Origin of the sequence: Microbulbifer sp. MKSA007 (assembly GCA_032615215.1) — a bacterium.
Classification (GTDB): Bacteria; Pseudomonadota; Gammaproteobacteria; order Pseudomonadales; family Cellvibrionaceae; genus Microbulbifer.
On record CP128433.1, the window covers coordinates 3613456 to 3633636 of the forward strand.

Genomic DNA, 20181 nt, shown 5'->3' on the forward strand with positions numbered 1-20181 from the left:
GTAATCGATATGGAAAAACTAGACACCCGCGAGCGAATCATCGCAATAGCAGATGACTTATTTTATCAACAGGGTTTTGAGCATACCTCATTCAAGGATATCGCTAATCTTTTAAATATTTCTCGCGGAAACTTCTACCACCATTTCAAGACTAAAGATCAAATTCTATCTGGTGTTATAGAGAGAAGATTGCAAAAAACCCAAGCAATGCTTGAAGATTGGGAAGCACAAGGAAATACATCTGAGCAACGGATAAAATGTTATATCCGTATTGTCATTACCAACTGGGATAAGATCAGAGATTTCGGCTGTCCCGTAGGTACTCTATCCAATGAACTTGCCAAGTTGAACCATGTAGGGCGAGAGGATGCCAATAAAATTTTCAGTCTGTTTCGGGAATGGCTAAAAACACAATTCACACAACTAAATCCCAATACTGATGCCGATAAACTAGCTCTACAGGTTCTCTCTTGGAGCCAGGGTGTTGCAACCTTAGCAAATGCTTTTCAGGACAAGGACTATGTTGAGTACGAAGTCAATAAAATGTGCTCTTGGGTTGACACATACAAGGCGAAAGCTTAGCGCTATTTACAAGGAACTGTGAGTATATGTTTATTATTTTGTTAAAATTTTCGGAAAAAAAATCACAAGCAGCAAAATATATGACTGGCCACAGAGAGTGGTTACAGAAAGGCTTCAATGATGGAGTTTTTATACTGTCTGGAAGTATAAAACCTGGAATTGGTGGAGGTATCCTAGCATTTAACACCACTTATGAAGAATTGCTAATACGCATCGAACAAGACCCTTTCGTATCTGAAAAAGTGGTTAGTGCCGATGTCATAGAAATTGATTCATCCAAGGCTAGTCCGCAGCTTGAATTTTTATTAGACCCAGAGACAAACGGTTAGGTAATTGGTATGGCCGCGCAACTTATTCAAAGTCATGATGGTAAATACCGTTGCAACTGGTGCGCTTCTGCACCAGATTTCCTGGAGTACCATGACAGAGAATGGGGCTTTCCAGTTAGTGACGATTTTCGCCTATTTGAAAAGCTATGCCTGGAAGGTTTTCAGTCGGGTTTAAGCTGGCGTACAATTCTTGCCAAAAGAGAAAACTTTCGGGAAGCTTTTTATGGATTTAACTTTAATAAAGTAGCCCGTTTTACCAATACAAATATGGAAAAGTTGCTATTAAATGAGGGAATAGTCCGACACCGAGGTAAAATCGAAGCCGTTATTAATAATGCCAAATGTGCCAGGGAAATCGTAAAGAAAGAAGGATCTCTTGCATCATTTCTCTGGAGATACGAACCTAAAAAAGAGATGCTTGGCAAGCCTCAGTCTATGTCTACCTCAAACGAATCGATCACACTATCGAAAGATTTGAAAAAGTTAGGCTGGAAATTTGTAGGTCCAACAACTGTCTATGCCTTTATGCAAGCAATGGGATTAATTAATGACCATCTAGAGGGATGTGTCACGCGATCTAAGATAGAGAGAGCAAGAAATAAGTTTGTAAAACCCTAATGCTTAACTAGAACTAATCCGCACGATCATAGGTAATCTATAAAAGGGTATAGCTTGATAGGGGATGTATGCCAGCTAAAAGATATTACCTCTGATACATCCCCAATCTTACTCACCAAGCTGCTCGCATATAAAATTGTATAGTAATTTTAATCGATAGGAGGACATACGGTCCCCAGGCCTAAGAGAATAGAGGTTTAATTCAGCAGTTTGAAAGCTTGTCAAAATCGGGACTAATCGCCCCTCTCTAAGATCATCTTCAATGATAAAATGGGGGATCAGTGCAATGCCCTTCCCCTCTAACAAAGCACAATGGAGTAATTTACTGTTATTAGAAGTCAACCTAGGTTCCAGATAAATATCGAGCCATTTACCTTTATCTTTAAACTGCCACACGCTGGGTGTTGTGGTCAACTCCAACCGGACACTTCTTTAAGCACATTTCTCAAATTCGATAGGGGCTAGGTCTCCCAGTGTTGTATGTATTCTTCGTGAGTTGTAATAAGCAATATAGGCTCTTACATCTGCTACCGCATCCTCCCTTGTCGGATATAGGTTTCCCGTTACCCACTCCCGCTTCAGGCTGCTGAAGAAACGTTCAGTCGGTGCGTTGTCCCAACAATTTCCCTTACGGCTCATTGAACACACCATCCCATGCTGACTCAATAACGTTTGGTAGGTATGGCTGGCATACTGACTGCCACGATCAGAGTGATGCAGGAGACCTTTTGGGGGCGAACGCAAATTGACAGCCATCATCAACGCACGAGTTACCAGGGCCGTTTCCATCTTGCGATCTAGATGCCAACCAATAATCCGGCGCGAATAGAGATCAATCACTACCGCCAAGTACAACCAGCCCTGCGAAGTCCAAATATATGTAATATCAGTCGTCCAAACTTGATTTTTAGCACTCGGTGAGAACTCCCTATTCAGAAGGTTCTCTGCGACCGGCAGGTGATGTTTACTGTCTGTCGTCAGTGTAAATCGCTTCTTACGCTTTACTGCCAAGCCTAGCTTTTTCATGAGCTTGCGGACTCGATAGCGCCCGACTTCAAAGCCTTCTTTACGTAACAGCTTCATTAACCGACGACTTCCCAGGCTCTGTCTAGATTCTGCAAATAGGGCCTTCAAACGATGGCATAGTTGCCATGTTTGAGCATCTATTGAGCTATTACCACGGCAACACCAATCGTAATAACCAGTTTTACTTACTTGCATTACCCGGCAGAGCACCCTAACAGGAAAGCTGCCTTGCTGTTTTTCAATAAAGCTGTACTTTATTTCATTTCTTTCGCAAAGAAGGCGCTGGCCTTTTTTAGGATTTCTTTCTCCATCCGCAACTGCTTATTTTCACATCGTAATCGCTCTAACTCTGCGCGCTCACCTACATCCAACCTCACACCGTCTTCTTCCTGCTTCAGTTCCTTTATCCAGTGTCGCAGGTTATTGGCTGTTGTTCCTACAGCCTCTGCTGCTTTAGAAATTGAATACCCTTGCTCAGAGACTAGCGCTACGGCGTCTTTCTTAAATTCCGGCTTGAAATGCCGACGTGTACCTTTTGTTGTCATACTTCACCTCGCTTGGTAGTTTTACCATCTTAGCGAAGTGTCCGGAAGGATTAGACCACTACAGGGTTTACCCGGTAGGGTATATACCAAACAGTGATGGTCACTTAACTCACGGGGGTGGCCTGGCTCCCCATATTTTTTAAGGTACTCAGGCGCAGCACAGGCAACTCGATGGTAACTGGTAATTTTTCGGCACAACAAGGCGCTATCAGCTAGTTCATTAGTTAGCCGTAGCACAAGATCAAACTTCTCTTCTAACACATTCACATAATGATCTCCCATTTGAATATCTAGAAGGATTTCCGGGTACCGATCCATAAACATATTCAAAATGGAACCGAACTTGGATAACCCCCAAGACATCGGGACGCCAATCCGTAACTTTCCTCTAGGGCTATCATTGGATTCACATAAGTCATCCTCTAAAGCATCCCACTTGCTGAGCACTTCAAGTGCCCGCATGTAACACCGTTCCCCGGAGCTAGTCACCTGCATATGCCGAGTACTGCGGCGCAAAAGCGTGGTTCCCAGGCGAGATTCCAACCTCTCTACCGACTTAGAAACCCAAGCTGCAGATACACCTAAACGATTTGCAGCAGTAGTAAAGCTTCCACACTCCACGACCGCACTGAAAACCCTCAAGCTCTCTAATTGATTAATTCCTGCCATATTCAATAAATAGTTGAAACTGTAATTACCTAATGTCTGATTTACACAACAATTCGTTAATTGTCAAAATATTAAAAATCTTAATAGGTAAGAAATATTTATGGCCACCAAATATCACAATCTATTCAACACCATTGAAATCGGAAAATTACGTATTCCTAACAGGCTCGCAGTCGCACCCATGACACGGGTCAGCGCCGGGCTGGATGGTCGCGTTGGTCCATTGATGGAGGAGTACTATGAGGGATTTGCCCATGGAGGGTTTGGGCTGATTATTACCGAGGGATTATATACTGACAGACTTTATAGTCAGGGTTACAAGTATCAACCTGGTATGACCTGCCACGATCATGCACAGAGCTGGAAGCCGATTATCACAAGAGTTCATAAGCAAGGAGCCCGGATATATGCCCAATTGATGCATGCCGGCGCCCTTTCGCAATATAACCCTTATGCCAATCAAAATGCTGGCCCCTCTATGGTTCGTCCCCAGGGAAGGCAAATGCCCTTCTACTATGGAGAAGGCCCCTATCCCATGCCGGAAGCCATGACACAGCGAGATATTGCAATGGTTGTTAAGGGCTTCGCTCAGGCTGCCCGCCTGGCACAACTTGCCGGCTTTGACGGTGTTGAGATACACGGTGCCAATGGCTACTTGTTAGACCAATTTTTAACCACCTATACCAACAAACGAAAAGACTGTTATGGAGGAGTACTCACTAACCGTTTACGTATTTACAAGGAAACACTTAAATCAGTAAGGGCAGCGGTCGGAAAGGACTTTGTAGTAGGCGTTCGTTTCTCTCAGAAAAAAGTGAATGATACCAACTATATTTGGCCTGAAGGCGAAGCTGGAGCTGCCGAAGTTTTCGAGCTAATGAAGCAATGTGGTGCCGACTATATTCATACTACCGAACCAAAAATAGACAATCCCGCCTTTGAAAACAGTAACTCATTAGCAAGTCTGGCAAGGAAATATAGTACTCTACCGGTTATTGCCAACGGCGGAATTACAGACCCAAAACTCGCAGCTCAGGTCCTAAAAAACAATGAAGCAGATATCATCTCGCTTGGTAAAACGGCCCTAGCCAATCAGGACTGGCCCAATACCATAAAACGAAATCAGACCCCAAAGAACTTCACTTTTGATATGCTTTCACCCCATGCGACACTGGAATGTGCTCGTGATTATTTTCAAAGAAAAAGCTAAATAGTTACCTGAGGACGGCGGAGGGGTTTAATTACCCTTCCCCTCATTGTAGACCAGACAATGGCTCTAAGCGAGTGAAGGGTAATCTTAAAATTAGCAACTTTAGCTTTCTGACACCTTAAATTGATTAGTTTTTATTATGGAAAATATCTAATGTTTTCAGAGATAGCTCTACCAAGTCAGCCGTTTGATCACTATCTACATTCTTGACAACGCTTATAGAGCGGGCATGATCAGGGCAAAGCATTAGCATGGTACTTCCGCCAACTCCTTCACCACTCATCAATTTAATGTTTGGATGCTCCTCGATAATTCTAATCAGCTCCGCATCCTCCTCCGGATTATACCAATCGCTTAAACTGACAAAGTCAACAATCCAACCAATTCCGTAGCTTACTTCCTCACCACTTGTTAGAGTTCCTGGGCTAAAAAGCTCAGAAAGCGATTCATCACTCAGATAGCCACTATCAAGATGTGACATAGCAAACCTAACCAGGTCACTTGGTGTAGAGAGCATACCTCCGCCAGCATATTTATAGCTACTATTTACTTCTGGAGAGTTGATTAGACTTCCTCCCCAGTAAGAATAAGCTCTTTGCCTGTGGGAAATTATGGGAGAGTTTTCATCAAAAGTACTATTTTTGAGGTTCAAAGGATCAAATACTTCCTCTTGAACTAACTTCTTAAATTCAGTTCCTGATGCAGACTCCATTGCGGCAGCGAGCAATGTCCAAGCATAGGTCGAGTAATTAGAGTCTGTCCCGGGGTAGAAAAGTAAATCGTCATCCTTAAAAAGATCTAACGCATCTATTGTGGAACTATACTCCACATTGTAAAGAAATTCCCCCAAAGATTGGTAGTGGCGAATCCCTGAAGTATGATTTGTTATCTGTCTTAAGCTAATATCAGCGTGTGAATCAGGCCAAGCCTCTACCAGCGAAGAGACATAGGTATCCAACTCAATAATCCCCTGTTCTTTCAACCTCATGAGAGCAGCTGCTGTGATAACTTTCGAAACACTGGCGATTCTCAATTTGGTTCTTCTAGTCATTGGAACATGAGATTCGAGGTCAGCAAAACCATAACCTCTTGCCCATCTAACATGCCCATTTTCCCCTACAGCCACGCTAATCCCAGGCACAGACTCCTCAGAAACCGCATTTATAAAAAGACTATCCAAGTCATTCGTATGCGCTACTGAATTTTCAGCCAGAAATACCGAACATAAAGAAAGTACAGCACTTAAACTTATACGTTTGTACATATTATTAAATCCTTTTAACCTTCACATACTAAATAAAGACATTTACTAATTGACTTTATCACTCAAACATAACCCAGACAATTAAAAAATAACCATCAACTAAACTACATCTCTTTCATAACTCAACTCAATTATTGATATATTGCAGGATTGATAAGAACATACATGAACAGTTTTGAATTTAAGGAACATCATTCTCCGTCCGTATACAAGTAGTCGTTGGCGAAAATCAAAAGTACTAAGTGACCACAACCTGTGACATTATCTTTATCCGATCAAGATTAAAAAAATCTCAACATCCAGCACCCTAATAATACTCAGAATCAAGCATCTTTTTAATTTACATCTTAATAACTTCAGAAATTCCTTTTCCTTCAACTTCCGTTACTCTACACTTACTCAGACCACATTACCTGGAGTTAGGACATTTAAATTCCGCTTCTCCAGCGCCCTAAAACAGATAGGTAATGGCTAAAGTTGTAGCTCCAAAACTGAGGTTCCAAAACCCTCTTTATCTTTTGATAGTTTTCTGTAAATATTCATACTAGTCCTTATCCATTTAGAGAATAATAATGAAGGATTATGTGATTATTGGTGGCGGTCATAACGGCCTGGTCTGCGCTTGTTATTTAGCAAAAGCAGGGAAAAAAGTAACGATCCTTGAACGCCGGTCTATAGTCGGGGGGCAGCAGTAACTGAAGAGTTCTACCCAGGTTTTAGAAATTCTGTAGCAAGCTACACAGTAAGTTTGCTTAACCCGAAAATCATCGAAGATCTCAATCTCCGTGAACACGGCTTGGAAATCAAGTTACGGCCACAAGCTAACTTCTTTCCACTTTCAGATAGTGAAAGTCTCTCTTTCCATAAAAATATCTTGGATACACAAGCTGAGATTGCACGTTTCTCAGAAAAGGACGCAGCCACCTTACCTGACTTTTATGCCATGCTGGAAACCGTAGCAGATATTTTGCGCGAGGAATTACTCCGCTCCCCCTAATGTGGGCGGTGGCTTTGTGGATTTAGTCCGTGCTGGGGGCTTTGGCTTAAGAGCGAAAAAGTTGAGTATGTCATCTCGTCGCGATGCACTTGACCTGTTCACCAAGAGTGCTTCAAGTGTACTGGATGCCTGGTTTGAAAATGACCATGTCAAAGCTGCATTTGCTTTCGACTCTATAGTCGGAAATTATGCAGCTCCCAGCACTCCAGGCTCTGCCTACGTGCTGTTGCACCATGTATTTGGCGAGGCTAACGGTGAGAAAGGTGCTTGGGGACATGCTATGGGCGGTATGGGCGCTATTACTCAAGCCATGCGAAAAGAAGCTGAGCGCCTTGGGGTCAATATTCGTACAGATGCGGAAGTCAAAGAAGTTCTGGTAGACCGCAGTCGTGCCAACGGCGTACGACTGAGCAGTGGAAAAACTATTACGGCTGACAAAGTAATCGCCAATGTTGGTCCCAAGCTGCTTTACTCCCGGATGATTGACGAACAACACCTAGAGCCAGAGTTCCGCCGCCGCGTACGTGGATTCAGGGTAGGTTCCGGTACTTTCCGTATGAATGTAGCACTGTCTGAACTCCCAGACTTCATCTGTAAGCCTGGAACTCACCTACAACAGCATCATCAATCTGGGATAGTCATTGGTCCAACAATGACCTACTTGGAGCAGGCGTTTGTCGATGCAACTCAATACGGCTGGTCAACACACCCCATTGTAGAAATATTGATCCCCTCCACCATCGATCCTACTCTTGCTCCAGAAGGCAAACATGTCGCCAGCCTATTTTGCCAGCAATTCGCTCCAGAACTTCCGCAAGGAAAAAGCTGGGACGACTATCGTGACCAAGCTGCAAAAACAATTATCGATACCGTCACTAACTATGCCCCCAATTTTCGTGATGCGGTAATCGCCCAACAAATTCACTCACCGCTAGATTTAGAGCGCAAATTTGGCCTCATGGGAGGTGATATATTCCATGGTGCCCTAGGACTGGACCAACTATGGAGTAATCGCCCCTTTATGGGCTTTGCAGATTACCGCACGCCGATACAGGATCTGTATCTCTGTGGCTCGGGTAGCCACCCGGGAGGCGGAGTTACTGGAGTACCTGGGCATAATGCTGCTATGGAGATTCTCAGAGATAGATAAGAGTGGCCTGCAGTATGCGGGCCCTTTATCGCTTTACTACCAATTAGCTTTGATTCCAACTAGTAGCTCTAAAGATTCTGCTATTTTAAATAGTTGGAACACCTATTTCGAACACTTCACAGATTCCTCTGACGCTACAAAATATATGAGTGCCAAACAGTTATTTCCTTTGAGGATGATTGAATATCTAGTGCCCAGCGCCACAAAAACCTTTATTTTGATTATCGCCCTCTACCATTTATAGCCATCAAGGTTCTTCACGATTTTAACGGGTATCTGCCGCCGCAGCTGATTTAGAAAATAGCACTTCTATAACAGTTTATTTATCTTGTTGGTTCCTACACTTATGACCTCTATACCTCTTACATAAACATTCCATATTTAAATAATAACCAAGATCATATGCAACCATAAGCTGAGCAAGTGATAATCTTCAGCTGTGAGAAATATTGGATAAATGACATAGACCTCACTATGAACCAATTAATTTAATATTCGCATACTAAAAAATCTTAGCTTATTCACTCAATACTTTAACAAATATTAGCAACCACAAAACCCCCAACACCTAAAGCAATTAATATAATCTTTTAGACAAATATTTTCTGCTTTCCCTCGCATAAAAACTGGCGCCGGTTATTTTCTCATTAACTATCATCGAGTTGTAAACATGTACGATGGTACTATATTATGCGCCCGCACATAAATTAAGTGCGAAAACAAAAATGGCTGTACCACTACTTAAAACCTATTAATTTAGAGGGATCAGATATGAACAGAAGTCATATTTTTCTTTCATTGGTAGTGCTCTCAGGGGCATCCCATGCAGCCCCCTTTACAACTTTGTTGAGATAGACCAAACCGCAAGTTTTATAAGCGGTCATAATGTTGCAAAACAACCAGTAGTCAATGATGCCGCAGTAAGAAAAGAATATACGTTAATGGAACGCACCGCTTCTTTAAGTGCTGTTTCGGTTACTCCAGACGGTAGGCAATATACTGCAGAAGTAGATCAAGAATCCTTATCGCTATTGGAGCAAGCGATCGCAATTATTGAATCTCATGGTTTGGATTCAAGAATTTTTTCATCAAAAGGACAGACGCCCACCATGATTCGTGGTGAGGAACAACTGCTCCCCACAGTTGTAATTGGTACCGACGATAGAGTTCAAATTACTAATACCGTGCAAAATCCTCACTGGTACAATGGCCGCATTGATGTAGGCTGTACCGGCACATTGATTACCGCAAAGCATGTGCTAACAGCAGGACATTGTGTTTCTGATGGCTCCGGCAACTGGTATAGTTCTCTTGATTTTACAGTGGCTCAATCTGGTAATTATGAGCCCTGGGGGAGTGAATCCTGGACAAATGCTGTGACTACCAGTGCTTGGCATAATAATTCAGATACGAACTATGACTATGCAATTATTGTGTTAGCGGAACCACCACACAATGGATATTCCGGATGGGGTGTCTATTCTGGCGGCACTCATAGCGTTACTGGATACCCAGGAGATAAGCCATTTGCTACTATGTGGACAGATTCCGGTAGCACGTCTTCAAGTACATACAGAGTGTGTTACACATTAGATACAGCTGGCGGTCAGAGTGGCAGTGGGATTAAAGACACGTCCAACAGTGTTCGCGGAATCCACACAACTGGATCACCCTCGCAAAACTGTGGAACGCGTATAACCAGCTCCGTCTATAACACTTTGCAGGATTGGATTGAGAATTACCCATAAAATAAATTACTTCACCCAAATTTAGGATAAGGCGCCCTTGGGCGCCTTTTTTAAAAGTATGAGAACGCTAATTTCTTTAATATTTTTTCTAAGTGCATGTGGAATGATGGCAGATGATAAACCCGAATGGCAGCGAATAATGGTGAGAGGCAGCCTAAATACACCTGATCCAGTTTTACAGGAAGTGCAGCGTCTGGAAGAATTAGGAAAGGTAAAAGATGTAGTTATTCTTGAGTCCTATCCTTTACAGATATGGTTTAGTTCCGATTTTAAGACAGCCGAGAAGCTGAAGTCCCTGTCAAATAAATATAGTTCATCTCGCTAGCTTTCTCTTTACCTACGCGCGAATGATAATTTTTTATAGGATCGTGCTAATAGTAGAAGCCCGCCACAGCAGATTATAACTCCGAAACACCGAAATTAATCTAACGACCTTTCCTCCTTGTTATTCTAGTTCAGATTTTTTTCGACCATAGCAATGCTCCACGAATCAAGGAATAATGAGCTTTAAGCAGAAATCTACTCCTCAGCTAGTAATAGGAGCATATGCAAGCTCGAAACACTAACCCGAGATCGTCCGGTCAAATGGTAGTCCCTACCGGTTGCCATAGTTCTTCTAGGAGGGATAGTGGTGAAGCCGCGCAACTGACACAGGCCCCGCCACTCTCATTTCCCTAATCTCCAAATGCCGAGATAACAACATCTTTATCTTGGTCATCACTCCAAAGCAGATAAGATCGATTTTTACGAATGTCAACGATTACGAAGATAAAATGATCGATGCCTTTCCTTTTCTTTATCTCGCCCATAGCAGATTGCAGCTCGTATCTCCTATTAATCAACGGCATTTCCTTACATCTTAACCAGGTTAAGATCTACCACTGCTTATACGCTTCATGTAACTGACACCTTTCGCCAATTCTGAAATATCTTGAATAATTCATTCTGTGAGGAGCTTGGTGTTATAATTCAGGTGTCGTGATAATAACAAGGTGTAAAAATGGCAAAGTATATTTACCTCCCCGTAAACAGTGAAGAAATGCTAGAGTTTGCGGAGAATATGGCGAGCGCATGGAGTATTCCGAAGAATCATATTCTTGCCAACAAGGTTACATCCGGTATTGGTAAGTCTATGTACCGATGGATTGATAAATGTCTTAGTAGCCTAAAGTCTGGTGATACTCTTTATATTGTTTCTCATGGTACCGGCGCTGGCGATGGTGAGCAAATTGGTGCTCAACGCAATAACGGTAAGAATAAACAAACAAAAGTTTTCGAGAGGGGCGTAGAGTCGTGGCAGGGTGGAGAATGGAAAACCTATACTCCCACGCAACTAGCAGCTACTTTGGTTAAAGAAGGTTTGCCTGGTAGTTTTGTGGACCTGCATCTCTGTGCTTGCGGGTCAGGTTATGACGGTGAGAGGCTAAGGCCCTGGGCACAGCGTTTACGTGAGGCGATGGCCACTACCCATAAAAGCCTAGAGGTTACTGGGTACCTTGGTTGGTTTGACGCTACTGGTAGCTCTGTCAAGATTAAGGTTAATACCAAGTATTATGATTTGAATGAGCGTGCAGTGACTTTTTCTTGATGGTTATCGATTTAAGAGTAGTATAAGCATCTACTAGAATACTCAAAATTCTCTGCGAGCTAGAAAGCGAATCGCCAACTGTGGTCGTGTCAGACTCTAATATTGAATCGGGCACGTCCAAGGTTCGGGCATTAAATCTCATTATTTAAGACAAAGTCTGACACATCATTTTTTGATTCATAAATGTAATGCGGCTCACAATTACAAACTTACAAATTAAATTCCCCTCAAAGAGTTATACTTTGAAGATTATTAGGTATTGCAATGATATCCTTCCCCCCTTTGGCTTCCGCTTTAAGCACTTGACAGGCTGAGTTGAACTGATACAGATTATTGAGATATAGCAATATACGGGGTATGGGCCTGTTAAGTTTTTTTACCTTCCATGACCCTACTAGCTAGCGGCCAGAGCGCAGCCTCAGCCGTCAGAAGGGAAGTAGCAACGTACCTGTGATTGTTAGCTGCCTTTGCGTAATTACTCATTATATATTTCCTGTATCTCAGTATAACCAGCTACTCTTGAGCCTTCTCGAACCTGTAGTTTGGCACCTACCTCTAGGCATTTTGGATATGCTTCTAGTTTAATGAGGACGTTATCATTCCCCAGCCTACTAATATTGACTTACTATCTAATCTTTCAAACTTCATACATATAACGACTTAGTCAGCAGTATTTTGGTTCTATTAGAACTTTAACGTAAGGTGGCGCAGCCATGACAAAACGGATTGTAGACCAAAACATCAACTGCGATAAATTATTGTGTATTTTTAGCTCTTCGCTCAATTATCTCTTTTAAGTTCCACACATTGACATATTTTACCCCGGCAGAATCACCAGTCTCAACCCAATACCGCCCACTAGGCCATTCGAAAACATCTCCGCGTTTTACAACCACTGGCTCCGTATTAGAAAATGTTAATTCACAGCTACCAGATATAATAAAGCATAAGCAATTTTCAGAAGAGCCTGACAATTTTCTACCAGCATCATACTCGTACGGACTCACGCGAAACTCTCTTTTGCCTGGGTACAAGGTACGAATTTCTTCAATGTTCTCTTTATAGACGTAACTTACAGGAAATTTTCGTATATTAATACTCATTGCCCATCTACCACACATAGCGTCAGGTACAGCGGCCACGACAAGCGAAGCTTGACGGGGTCCGCTGGAAGCAGAAATGTGCTGCAACCTTTGTTATTTATTTTCACCTATTTTCTTTATAAAAATTATTTTACTTTGCAGAGGGGTTCCTTTATTTTCATACCCACACACTTGGTAGCCGTGAGATATAAGAAGATGCAACATTGAAGGAAATCTATTCATCGATTTAACGCTAATAAACTGAAATCCTTTGTTCATCACCCACCGCTCTTGGAGCTCAAGTAGAGACTTTCCTATACCTCGGCCCCGGTAATCTGGGCGGACTGCACCAGACCAACTATAAAACTCTGTTTCGGATACTTTATAACCAATTTTGTAGCCTACTTTCTTATTACCAACTGAAGCTACCAGTAATAAGTAAAGGCGCCCCTCTAATCTTTGCTCTATTTTATCTTTACTATTTTTAGTGTCGAACTCTGGAATCTCAGAATTGATCTGTATGACATCTTCTATCGTGCCTTCGCTGAAGGAAATGTTCATGTCGCCACCCCGGTTGGTGCATAATGTTCGGCTCTGCGTTAATCAAAAGCGGAGGCCGCTTTTGGCTGGAACTTTTATATCTGACAGCATCCGATTGTTAGGGACGCTGATTTCTTAGCTCAATTTCACCAAATGTCATATAAACAAGAGGTCCACCCGCATCAGCTCTGTAAGCTCCATTTGCTTCAGCCAAACGACTGGCAACGGCTGAAAACTCCCATGCTTGATCTTCGGAAACATGGACCTTTTTTGAGGTAAAGAGCTTTACTCCGTGCTTTTCACCATACTCTTTAACTAAACGTGAATGTTGCTGAAGAGGTTTTAGCACTGAAGGGTGATCCCACCCCCATAGAAAGCTTCTATCTTTCGGATTGTAAGTACCTATTATTTGAACAGGAGCTACAGCGATCCGACCATCCTCAAGCGACCAAAATATAAGGCCTTTGTCTTGGTCGACATTCCATGTTTTAGCAGACCCCAGCCCCCATGTCTTATCGTGAGCATCAGTTTGAATTCTTAAACCTTCAATGCTCCCTTCAATAAACTTTTCGACCTCCACAGAGTAACCTCCAGCATGCGTGTTAATTGATATGAATAGTACAAATATAACTGATACTAAATTTTTCATAACTCTCTGATACTTGATTGCCTTAACGACTGGTTTTTGAGCTGAATTAGAGCAGCGAAAGGATTGTGATTGTCAAACGCAGAGCTAAGCAAGAATCCCAGAACTGAAAACCCAATAGTAAATTGGACCGCAAACAGCCCACCCTGCGACTACAAATTTGAAAAAACTATCCCGCCTTGGCGCTCCTATACTTGCAAGGCCCGTAAGATCTTTCTCTTGAATTGGTTTTATAAGTCTGTAGGTTTTTACCAGCAGCCATCCAACCAGAAGTGGAAGTAATGTCAATAGAATGATAGTGCCGATTGTAAGTAAAGCTTCAGGCGATGATTTTCTCATTTATCTTATCAACTATTTAGAGTATTGGGGATAAATATACCGAGCGCACGCCAGTGCGTCCGGTGCTTTTACTAGTTAGGCATAGTACTGAATCGCCTACCAAAAGGCGGCAGTAGCTACCATACCCACATAACACATGAAAACAGCAGGCCTATGACATGTACATAGCTGGACAAGCTTGTCCGGCCTGATTATGTGTAGCTTTGTTATCCATGGCTTCTAGTCTTCAACATAGATTCAAATAAAAGTATGAAAAAAGCGCCACTTATAACTGGTAAAATTATTCCGAAAATGAAAAAAATAGCAGCCAATGAGCGACTACCTGCCTTATAGCGTCTATAGCCCTCTATGAACGGATACAAGAGGAATCCTATCAATACGCTATATATGATGAACTCCGGAACCCTCAGTAAAGCTCCGCCCCCTAACCTTTCCAGGCCGAGGAGGTAGATTACCGGATAAAGAAGACCGGCCAGTACAAAAATAACTAAAAGATAAAGCCACTTACTCAAAATTCATATCTCTTCATTGGAGCATATAACACTAAGCCTGTGTTTTATACACATCATTTAAGTCCATTTAAAGCCTCTGCTGCCTCCATATAATGGAGAAGTTTAGTGTACCCCTGCCAAACGGTTTTAACTCCAGGCTCACCATCGCCGCTCCGCCCCAGAAAGCCTCCAAGTCCTGCCAGCATACGCGTTATAGCTCTCATACTTGGAGCTTCATTTGGTGGGGAGGTTTTAGCTTGCATTATCCATATCATACGCCACTCTTTTTCAGAGTAGACTTCCGTACACGACGTATCAGGAAGCGTTCGTGCCCGTGTTGTCATGGAGTGTAGACGCCACCCAATAATCATATAGATTGCAATACAGTTCAGCATTCGCTGCTCGGTTCTAAAGCGATTACTTTCTATCTGGCATCCGCCTTTCACCACTCGGAAATAGGTTTCAATTTCCCATCGACTTCGATACCACTCAATAATGATCCTCGCTTGCTTAAAGTCCTCAACTGCAAGATCGGTCAGCAGCATCCATTCAATACCTTTTTCCCCTTCTGGTGGGCTTAATTCCTTAGCAAAGACTGCGTAGAGAGAAAGAGGTCGCTTTGATTTTCCTTTTCCCTGCAATCTTACTTCTGCAATGGATACACTGACCTTAGCTTCCCTTTCTGGCTGTCCATTCCTTTTGGGGATACCTACTGAGTATTTCCCGATGGACTTCTGCTTGGTCATATAGTCCCAAAGTAAAGTCGTATCTTCTCCTTCGATCTCTAAACTACGATTAGCCTTGGCTCGAACAATATAGCTTGCACGCCGCTGTTCATTTTGATCTTCAGCTAATTGAAACCACTCATGAATATCCCCCTCTCTATCCGCGATGCTCACAATCGTGGTTTCAGGGCAGCGCTCTTGTATCTCACAAGCTGATTCATAATGGTCTAACCAGCGTCGACTCTCTTTATCTTGTATCGACTTGGTATAGCGAGAATTAGCACTAGATTCTTTATCTCGCTGCCACATGCTACCCTCAATAATGCCCAGATTATCTCTGGATGGTGTTATAGCGATAGACGTATGTAGGAGCTGCTGATTAGTCTCTTTGCGTCGGAGTGTTCCCATTTCTTTGCTTTCTAAATCGGTAGCAAAATTTAGGAAAGTGGTATCCTGAGGGATAAGAACAACTGGCTGAACCTTGATTCTTTCAAGAGTGGCTGATTTATGGCCACTCATAATGGAGTCAAAGCTGACTTTATCATTTTCGATAAATCGATAGGCTGCAAAGGTTTCTGCCCAAGACTTGTTTGCACAGGGAATGCTACCCTTTGGGTCGGAACTTAAATTACTGAGAATATTGGACAAGCGCTTATTCAATCGTGTATCACCCATAACCTGATTTTTCACTTCGTCCCTGACCCAGTCCTGCATAATTATCCAGCCAAATTTGTAGCCCCTATAACGTACAAACTGTAACTCATTGATTTTTATAATAAAACTGAAAAAACTTGTGTATAAAACTTAGCACTAAGCTTAGGGGTGGGCCACGCAGTGAGCCGCCCCAGCAGCCAAAGGCTGTGACAACAGTGCTCTATTATATATTTATACGCGCCTTTATTGATTTGTAGGTAAATATTATTGCACTGAGAGCAGCACTGTAAATAAACGAGAAAACACCAAACACTATTACCCCGGTTATTAAACCACCCTCAAATTCAACGTTTAGGACAAATGCACTAATCACAGCCAAAACTAAACATATAAATGTGGCAAGATACGGATTGATAGAAAAGATATTTGGCCAGAACTTCTTGCATAAAGCCCAGATCAGTAATGACGGACCTAGAAACACTATCTGTAGGATGATACCAATCACTAAGAACATTAATTCTATCAACCTCTACCTAGATATATAACAACTACAACGGGGGCTGCTGCGTAGTGTAGGCAGTCCCGCGAAGGGCCAAAGCCCCTTAACAACCTGCTTGTATTTGTTAACTTTGACCATATTCCGATAACAGTTCCAGAGCTATAAAAGCAGGCGTTTTCCCAATGCCTTTAGAATGAGCAGACACTTCATGGTAAACTCTAGACCAACCATCAATTTCCAATAACTCTTTATTGGCTCGATCTGTCATTACATCAAACTCGTAGAACTCTTTTTTCTTCGTTAGCCATGTGCCCATCCATTGAGTTCCATACTGCTCAAAGATTTCGGAACAATTCAATAGAATTCCCTCATTCGCGGACATCCCCTTTTGGGACAACAGCAAGGTCAACCATGGGTACATACTTTCATCATTTATAAATTTGTCCACGCACTCTTTCATTTCAAGGAACGAGAGTTCATTTTGTTGTTCAGTATTCTTGTTCCGAATTCGGCGAAGCTTTTCGATATTCATAGTAGGGTTAACGAGGCTGTAGAAAAACAGTTTTAGAAAAAGCTGTCATTCTTCAGGTTCCTCCAAACAAAAATTTCGGTCTACATTTAGCGATACCACTAAATTTCTTTCATTGTATTAAATTTAGGGGCCTTGATGCCCTTAACTTATACTCAATCAGTGGATACTGCCATATCTCATCAACTTTTCTATATTATGTACCAAGCAGAACATCTGCCATTGTCCCTGAACCTTAATTTTTCCTCGTAGCGAGAAGCGATTCAATCGCTTGTTGGTACCAATGTTCCCGAACACTGGCTCGACAACAGACATTCGATGTCCATAAATGGTCTTGCCTTCGATACTATCAACCCGCTTTTTCATCCAGTCAGTGGCTGTCCGTCCGTTTGTCCAAGTTAGGGATACTTGCCCTCCGTGTCCTTTTCGAGAGTTGGCAGAATCCGGGTTTCGCATACACTGATTTTTAAGGCTGCATCCCCTGCAGTCAGTGAGGCGCCCTTCGAACAATAGCTTTTTCTTACCTTCACTAACATGCTCTTCCTTTAATAAAAGCATAGATTTTCCTGCCGGACAGATACAGGTTTTCTTTTTCTTATTGAATGTAAATTCACTAGCAGGGAAAGTCTGCTGGACATTAGCCCTACCTTTTTGTTTACGCTTGCCATACTTGGCTTTTTGCTTAGCAAAAGCTTTATCACGTGAACGGAATTTATTGTCAGGTATGTAGGCATTGATGCCGCTCTCTCGCAGGTAGCTGTAGTTAGCGTCGTTGGAGAACCCAGTATCAGCAGTAATGATGACCTGTTTGGCCAAGATGTCTTCATCTATTCCTATATGCTGATAATGGCAACTGATGCCATCGAGAATAGGCTTCAATGTATGATGTTCTTGCCCCTCACCAAAGGCCTGTGCTTCAACAACTATCTGATGCTTCCTATCAACTGCGGCAACGCCGTTATAGCCCTGGATGGTTCCCTTGCTGGTAGTCATCTTGGCTGACTCATTGTCTGTGATATTACTTTTTACTTCTTTAGGGTTTTTACCTTGTCCCATCCTGGGGGAGTGATTCTTTAAGAACTGATCAATTTTATCAAAGTGTTTCTGAAGAGTATCAGCCGCTTTAGCTACCGCTTGTTTTCGCTCTTTTTCTTTAGGCTTCCTGCCATCAAGCCTCTTGTGCTCTTTGAGGCAATATTTGATCTTCTTGCGAATTTTTTCCTGCTTCTGTTCTAGCTCTTTAAAAGTTCCCGAATGTTCTTTGCTGGCATTGGATGGCATCTTGCATCCATCTATTGCGAAAAGTTCGTTGCCAAGCAGCCCCTGCTGATCGCAGACCAGTAACACTTGCTCAAACACCGACTCAATCGCATCAGGATAACTGCTTACGAAACTCGCAATACTAGTAAAATGTGGAACGGTATCGCATGACAGTGCTTTGAAGAGGATATTGTTCTCACATTGCCATTGAATTTCACGACTTGAGGTAATACCTTTTGAGTAAGCAAACAATATGATTTTCAGGAGGATGGCTGGATCATAAGCGGTTCGCCCGCCGCTATCATTTTGATATTTTTTATGGAAGACAGAGAGGTCGATATGGTCATCAATCAAATGATGAAGTGTAAACTCAAAGGTTTCAGGTTGTAGTTGTTCTTCGAAATTGATGATTACCATTGCATCTTGGTTGTAATCGTAACGTTTGAAATTGGGCATATGGATAATCTCGACATCAAGACCTCCATTTTAACAAAAAAGCTACCTTTTAAGAGTTTTTCTACAGCCTGAACGCCCAACACAGCGGCTGCCAAGCTGGCACGTAATTGCGTAGTAATTTGAGTGACAGGTTTAACAGTCCGTTGCTGCTCCTTATTAGCACTTTTTGCTAAGATACTGTTTCCTACCTTCATAGTCACTCATATTGTTAGGAAAAGGTCTTTTACATTTGGAGCAAATAGCTCTTTGATTTTGCCCTCGACCATAAATAAGCTTGAAAAGTTGTTTGGGTATCAAAGGTTTTTCTATAACTTCGAGGCCGCTCTCTCCAATATAGCCACATTCTGGACATGAGCTTAAAAAGAAAAAACGATCAGGAAGCTCTGTATCGAGAAGTATTATAAACTGTGCAGCAACATCTTTGATGTAACTAGATTTATTTTCACTGGTTAGACCAGAATTAAAGTAACAAATCTCTCTATCATTGACCATCCAGAGATCTTCACTGAGTCCATCCCAAATACTATAGATTGCTTCGTAATCAGATGCCCTAAAAAGCCTTCTAACATGCCTACACCTTGCTCTGGTTCTAGCTCACCAGAAATAATCAGCTCACAAAGAGCTTGTGCGTAGATTTTCAATGCATCTTTATCTAAGGGTACAGCCAACCCAAGATCCTTTAAGCACTTTTGAAAATACGTCTCTATTTCCTCTGGATCAGGATCTCGTTCATATCCCATACTCGCAAGAATGGCGACATTCTCAGAGTCGACATTTTCATACAATAAGGACTCAGCCCATTCGGTGTAATCTTTTGAATAGGCGCTTCCTATTGCTCTTTTTCCTAACAGAAATTCAAATTTCATAGTTGACGCTAACGCCCGTAAAGCCCACCGGAAGCCACGCAGTGTCTGGGGCAAAGTTACTTGTCCTGTTACAAACCCTGCACCTTACGTGAGAGCTCAATTGTCTGTTCTCGATCCTTTGTTACGACGAGCCAATCAAAAATGACTTCACTGTATTGGCCAGTTTTTTCGTAGAATTTGGATACTTTAGTACGCTCGCCGAAAAATTCTTCATCTTCCGCGCTCTTAACAGCCTGAATGATATTTTCCGCAAACTCCAAAAGCTCTTTCTCAGTACCGATAAGAAAGGCTTCTTCCCAACCAGTCTGGGCAGTAATCAACGGGCCAGCATTTCTTTCTTTGTTCATTTGTTCCATACACTCTTTAAA

Annotated in this window: 22 protein-coding genes; 10 read left to right on the forward strand and 12 right to left on the reverse strand. The window is 42.3% G+C overall.

The window, feature by feature from the left end; translation table 11 throughout:
• The first annotated feature begins 9 nt into the window (after positions 1–9).
• The 3 genes from QT397_18880 to QT397_18890 are packed head-to-tail and all read left to right on the forward strand — an operon-like array spanning position 10 to position 1529.
• The gene (locus QT397_18880; GenBank protein WNZ54923.1) at positions 10–582 is read left to right on the forward strand and encodes a TetR/AcrR family transcriptional regulator; all 573 of its coding nucleotides are present in this window, start codon (positions 10–12) and stop codon (positions 580–582) included.
• 26 nt (positions 583–608) lie between these two features.
• Positions 609–911: a hypothetical protein gene (locus tag QT397_18885; GenBank protein ID WNZ54924.1), complete on the forward strand. Its 303-nt coding sequence runs from the start codon at positions 609–611 to the stop codon at positions 909–911.
• A 9-nt stretch (positions 912–920) separates the two neighbouring features.
• Complete coding sequence (locus tag QT397_18890) at positions 921–1529, forward strand: DNA-3-methyladenine glycosylase I (protein WNZ54925.1); 609 nt, start codon at positions 921–923, stop codon at positions 1527–1529.
• 432 nt (positions 1530–1961) lie between these two features.
• Here the strand turns inward: QT397_18890 and QT397_18895 are convergent.
• Both QT397_18895 and QT397_18900 read right to left on the reverse strand, forming a co-directional pair.
• Positions 1962–3100 (reverse strand): IS3 family transposase gene (locus tag QT397_18895; GenBank protein WNZ54926.1). Its coding sequence is split into 2 segments (ribosomal slippage): positions 1962–2851 and positions 2851–3100, totalling 1140 coding nucleotides; the frame shifts between segments, so codons are not numbered across the junction.
• A 21-nt stretch (positions 3101–3121) separates the two neighbouring features.
• A complete protein-coding gene (locus QT397_18900; protein ID WNZ54927.1) occupies positions 3122–3769 on the reverse strand; it encodes a LysR substrate-binding domain-containing protein in 648 nt (215 codons plus the stop codon).
• 100 nt (positions 3770–3869) lie between these two features.
• Between QT397_18900 and QT397_18905 the strand changes: the two genes are divergently transcribed.
• Positions 3870–4979, forward strand: a complete 1110-nt coding sequence (locus QT397_18905) for an NADH:flavin oxidoreductase (protein WNZ54928.1) — start codon at positions 3870–3872, stop codon at positions 4977–4979.
• Positions 4980–5106: 127 nt separating this feature from the next.
• On the opposite strand, the gene QT397_18910 is transcribed toward QT397_18905, so the two are convergent.
• Positions 5107–6243 carry a serine hydrolase domain-containing protein gene (locus tag QT397_18910; protein WNZ54929.1) on the reverse strand — a complete coding sequence of 379 codons (1137 nt, stop codon included), beginning with the start codon at positions 6241–6243 and terminating at the stop codon, positions 5107–5109.
• 572 nt (positions 6244–6815) lie between these two features.
• On the opposite strand from QT397_18910, the gene QT397_18915 reads away from it, so the two are divergent.
• From QT397_18915 to QT397_18940, 6 genes are all read left to right on the forward strand, one after another.
• Positions 6816–6938: an FAD-dependent oxidoreductase gene (locus tag QT397_18915; GenBank protein WNZ54930.1), complete on the forward strand. Its 123-nt coding sequence runs from the start codon at positions 6816–6818 to the stop codon at positions 6936–6938.
• A gap of 53 nt (positions 6939–6991) precedes the next feature.
• Entirely contained in the window at positions 6992–7240 is a 249-nt protein-coding gene (locus QT397_18920) for a hypothetical protein (GenBank protein ID WNZ54931.1), read from the forward strand.
• A 16-nt stretch (positions 7241–7256) separates the two neighbouring features.
• Positions 7257–8390 (forward strand): NAD(P)/FAD-dependent oxidoreductase, encoded by a 1134-nt coding sequence (locus QT397_18925; protein WNZ54932.1) that lies wholly within the window; start codon positions 7257–7259, stop codon positions 8388–8390.
• A gap of 941 nt (positions 8391–9331) precedes the next feature.
• Entirely contained in the window at positions 9332–10138 is an 807-nt protein-coding gene (locus QT397_18930; protein WNZ54933.1) for a trypsin-like serine protease, read from the forward strand.
• Between the two features lie 103 nt (positions 10139–10241).
• Positions 10242–10463 carry a hypothetical protein gene (locus tag QT397_18935; protein WNZ54934.1) on the forward strand — a complete coding sequence of 74 codons (222 nt, stop codon included), beginning with the start codon at positions 10242–10244 and terminating at the stop codon, positions 10461–10463.
• A gap of 675 nt (positions 10464–11138) precedes the next feature.
• On the forward strand, positions 11139–11726 hold the full coding sequence (locus QT397_18940; protein ID WNZ54935.1) for a hypothetical protein: 588 nt from the start codon (positions 11139–11141) through the stop codon (positions 11724–11726).
• Between the two features lie 755 nt (positions 11727–12481).
• On the opposite strand, the gene QT397_18945 is transcribed toward QT397_18940, so the two are convergent.
• The 9 genes from QT397_18945 to QT397_18985 form a co-directional block, all read right to left on the reverse strand.
• Positions 12482–12829: a hypothetical protein gene (locus QT397_18945; protein ID WNZ54936.1), complete on the reverse strand. Its 348-nt coding sequence runs from the start codon at positions 12827–12829 to the stop codon at positions 12482–12484.
• A gap of 93 nt (positions 12830–12922) precedes the next feature.
• Positions 12923–13369: a GNAT family N-acetyltransferase gene (locus tag QT397_18950; GenBank protein ID WNZ54937.1), complete on the reverse strand. Its 447-nt coding sequence runs from the start codon at positions 13367–13369 to the stop codon at positions 12923–12925.
• Between the two features lie 97 nt (positions 13370–13466).
• Positions 13467–13928, reverse strand: coding sequence for a hypothetical protein (locus tag QT397_18955; GenBank protein ID WNZ54938.1), 462 nt, complete (start codon positions 13926–13928; stop codon positions 13467–13469).
• A gap of 970 nt (positions 13929–14898) precedes the next feature.
• A complete protein-coding gene (locus QT397_18960; GenBank protein ID WNZ54939.1) occupies positions 14899–16263 on the reverse strand; it encodes an IS4 family transposase in 1365 nt (454 codons plus the stop codon).
• A gap of 563 nt (positions 16264–16826) precedes the next feature.
• Positions 16827–17234 (reverse strand): hypothetical protein, encoded by a 408-nt coding sequence (locus tag QT397_18965; protein WNZ54940.1) that lies wholly within the window; start codon positions 17232–17234, stop codon positions 16827–16829.
• Positions 17235–17390: 156 nt separating this feature from the next.
• Complete coding sequence (locus tag QT397_18970) at positions 17391–18947, reverse strand: IS1182 family transposase (GenBank protein ID WNZ54941.1); 1557 nt, start codon at positions 18945–18947, stop codon at positions 17391–17393.
• 156 nt (positions 18948–19103) lie between these two features.
• A complete protein-coding gene (locus QT397_18975) occupies positions 19104–19439 on the reverse strand; it encodes a hypothetical protein (GenBank protein ID WNZ54942.1) in 336 nt (111 codons plus the stop codon).
• Positions 19397–19813: a hypothetical protein gene (locus tag QT397_18980; GenBank protein WNZ54943.1), complete on the reverse strand. Its 417-nt coding sequence runs from the start codon at positions 19811–19813 to the stop codon at positions 19397–19399. Before QT397_18980 ends, QT397_18975 begins: the two co-directional genes overlap by 43 nt.
• Before the next feature lie 68 nt (positions 19814–19881).
• Complete coding sequence (locus QT397_18985) at positions 19882–20169, reverse strand: hypothetical protein (GenBank protein ID WNZ54944.1); 288 nt, start codon at positions 20167–20169, stop codon at positions 19882–19884.
• Between the last annotated feature and the right edge of the window lie 12 nt (positions 20170–20181).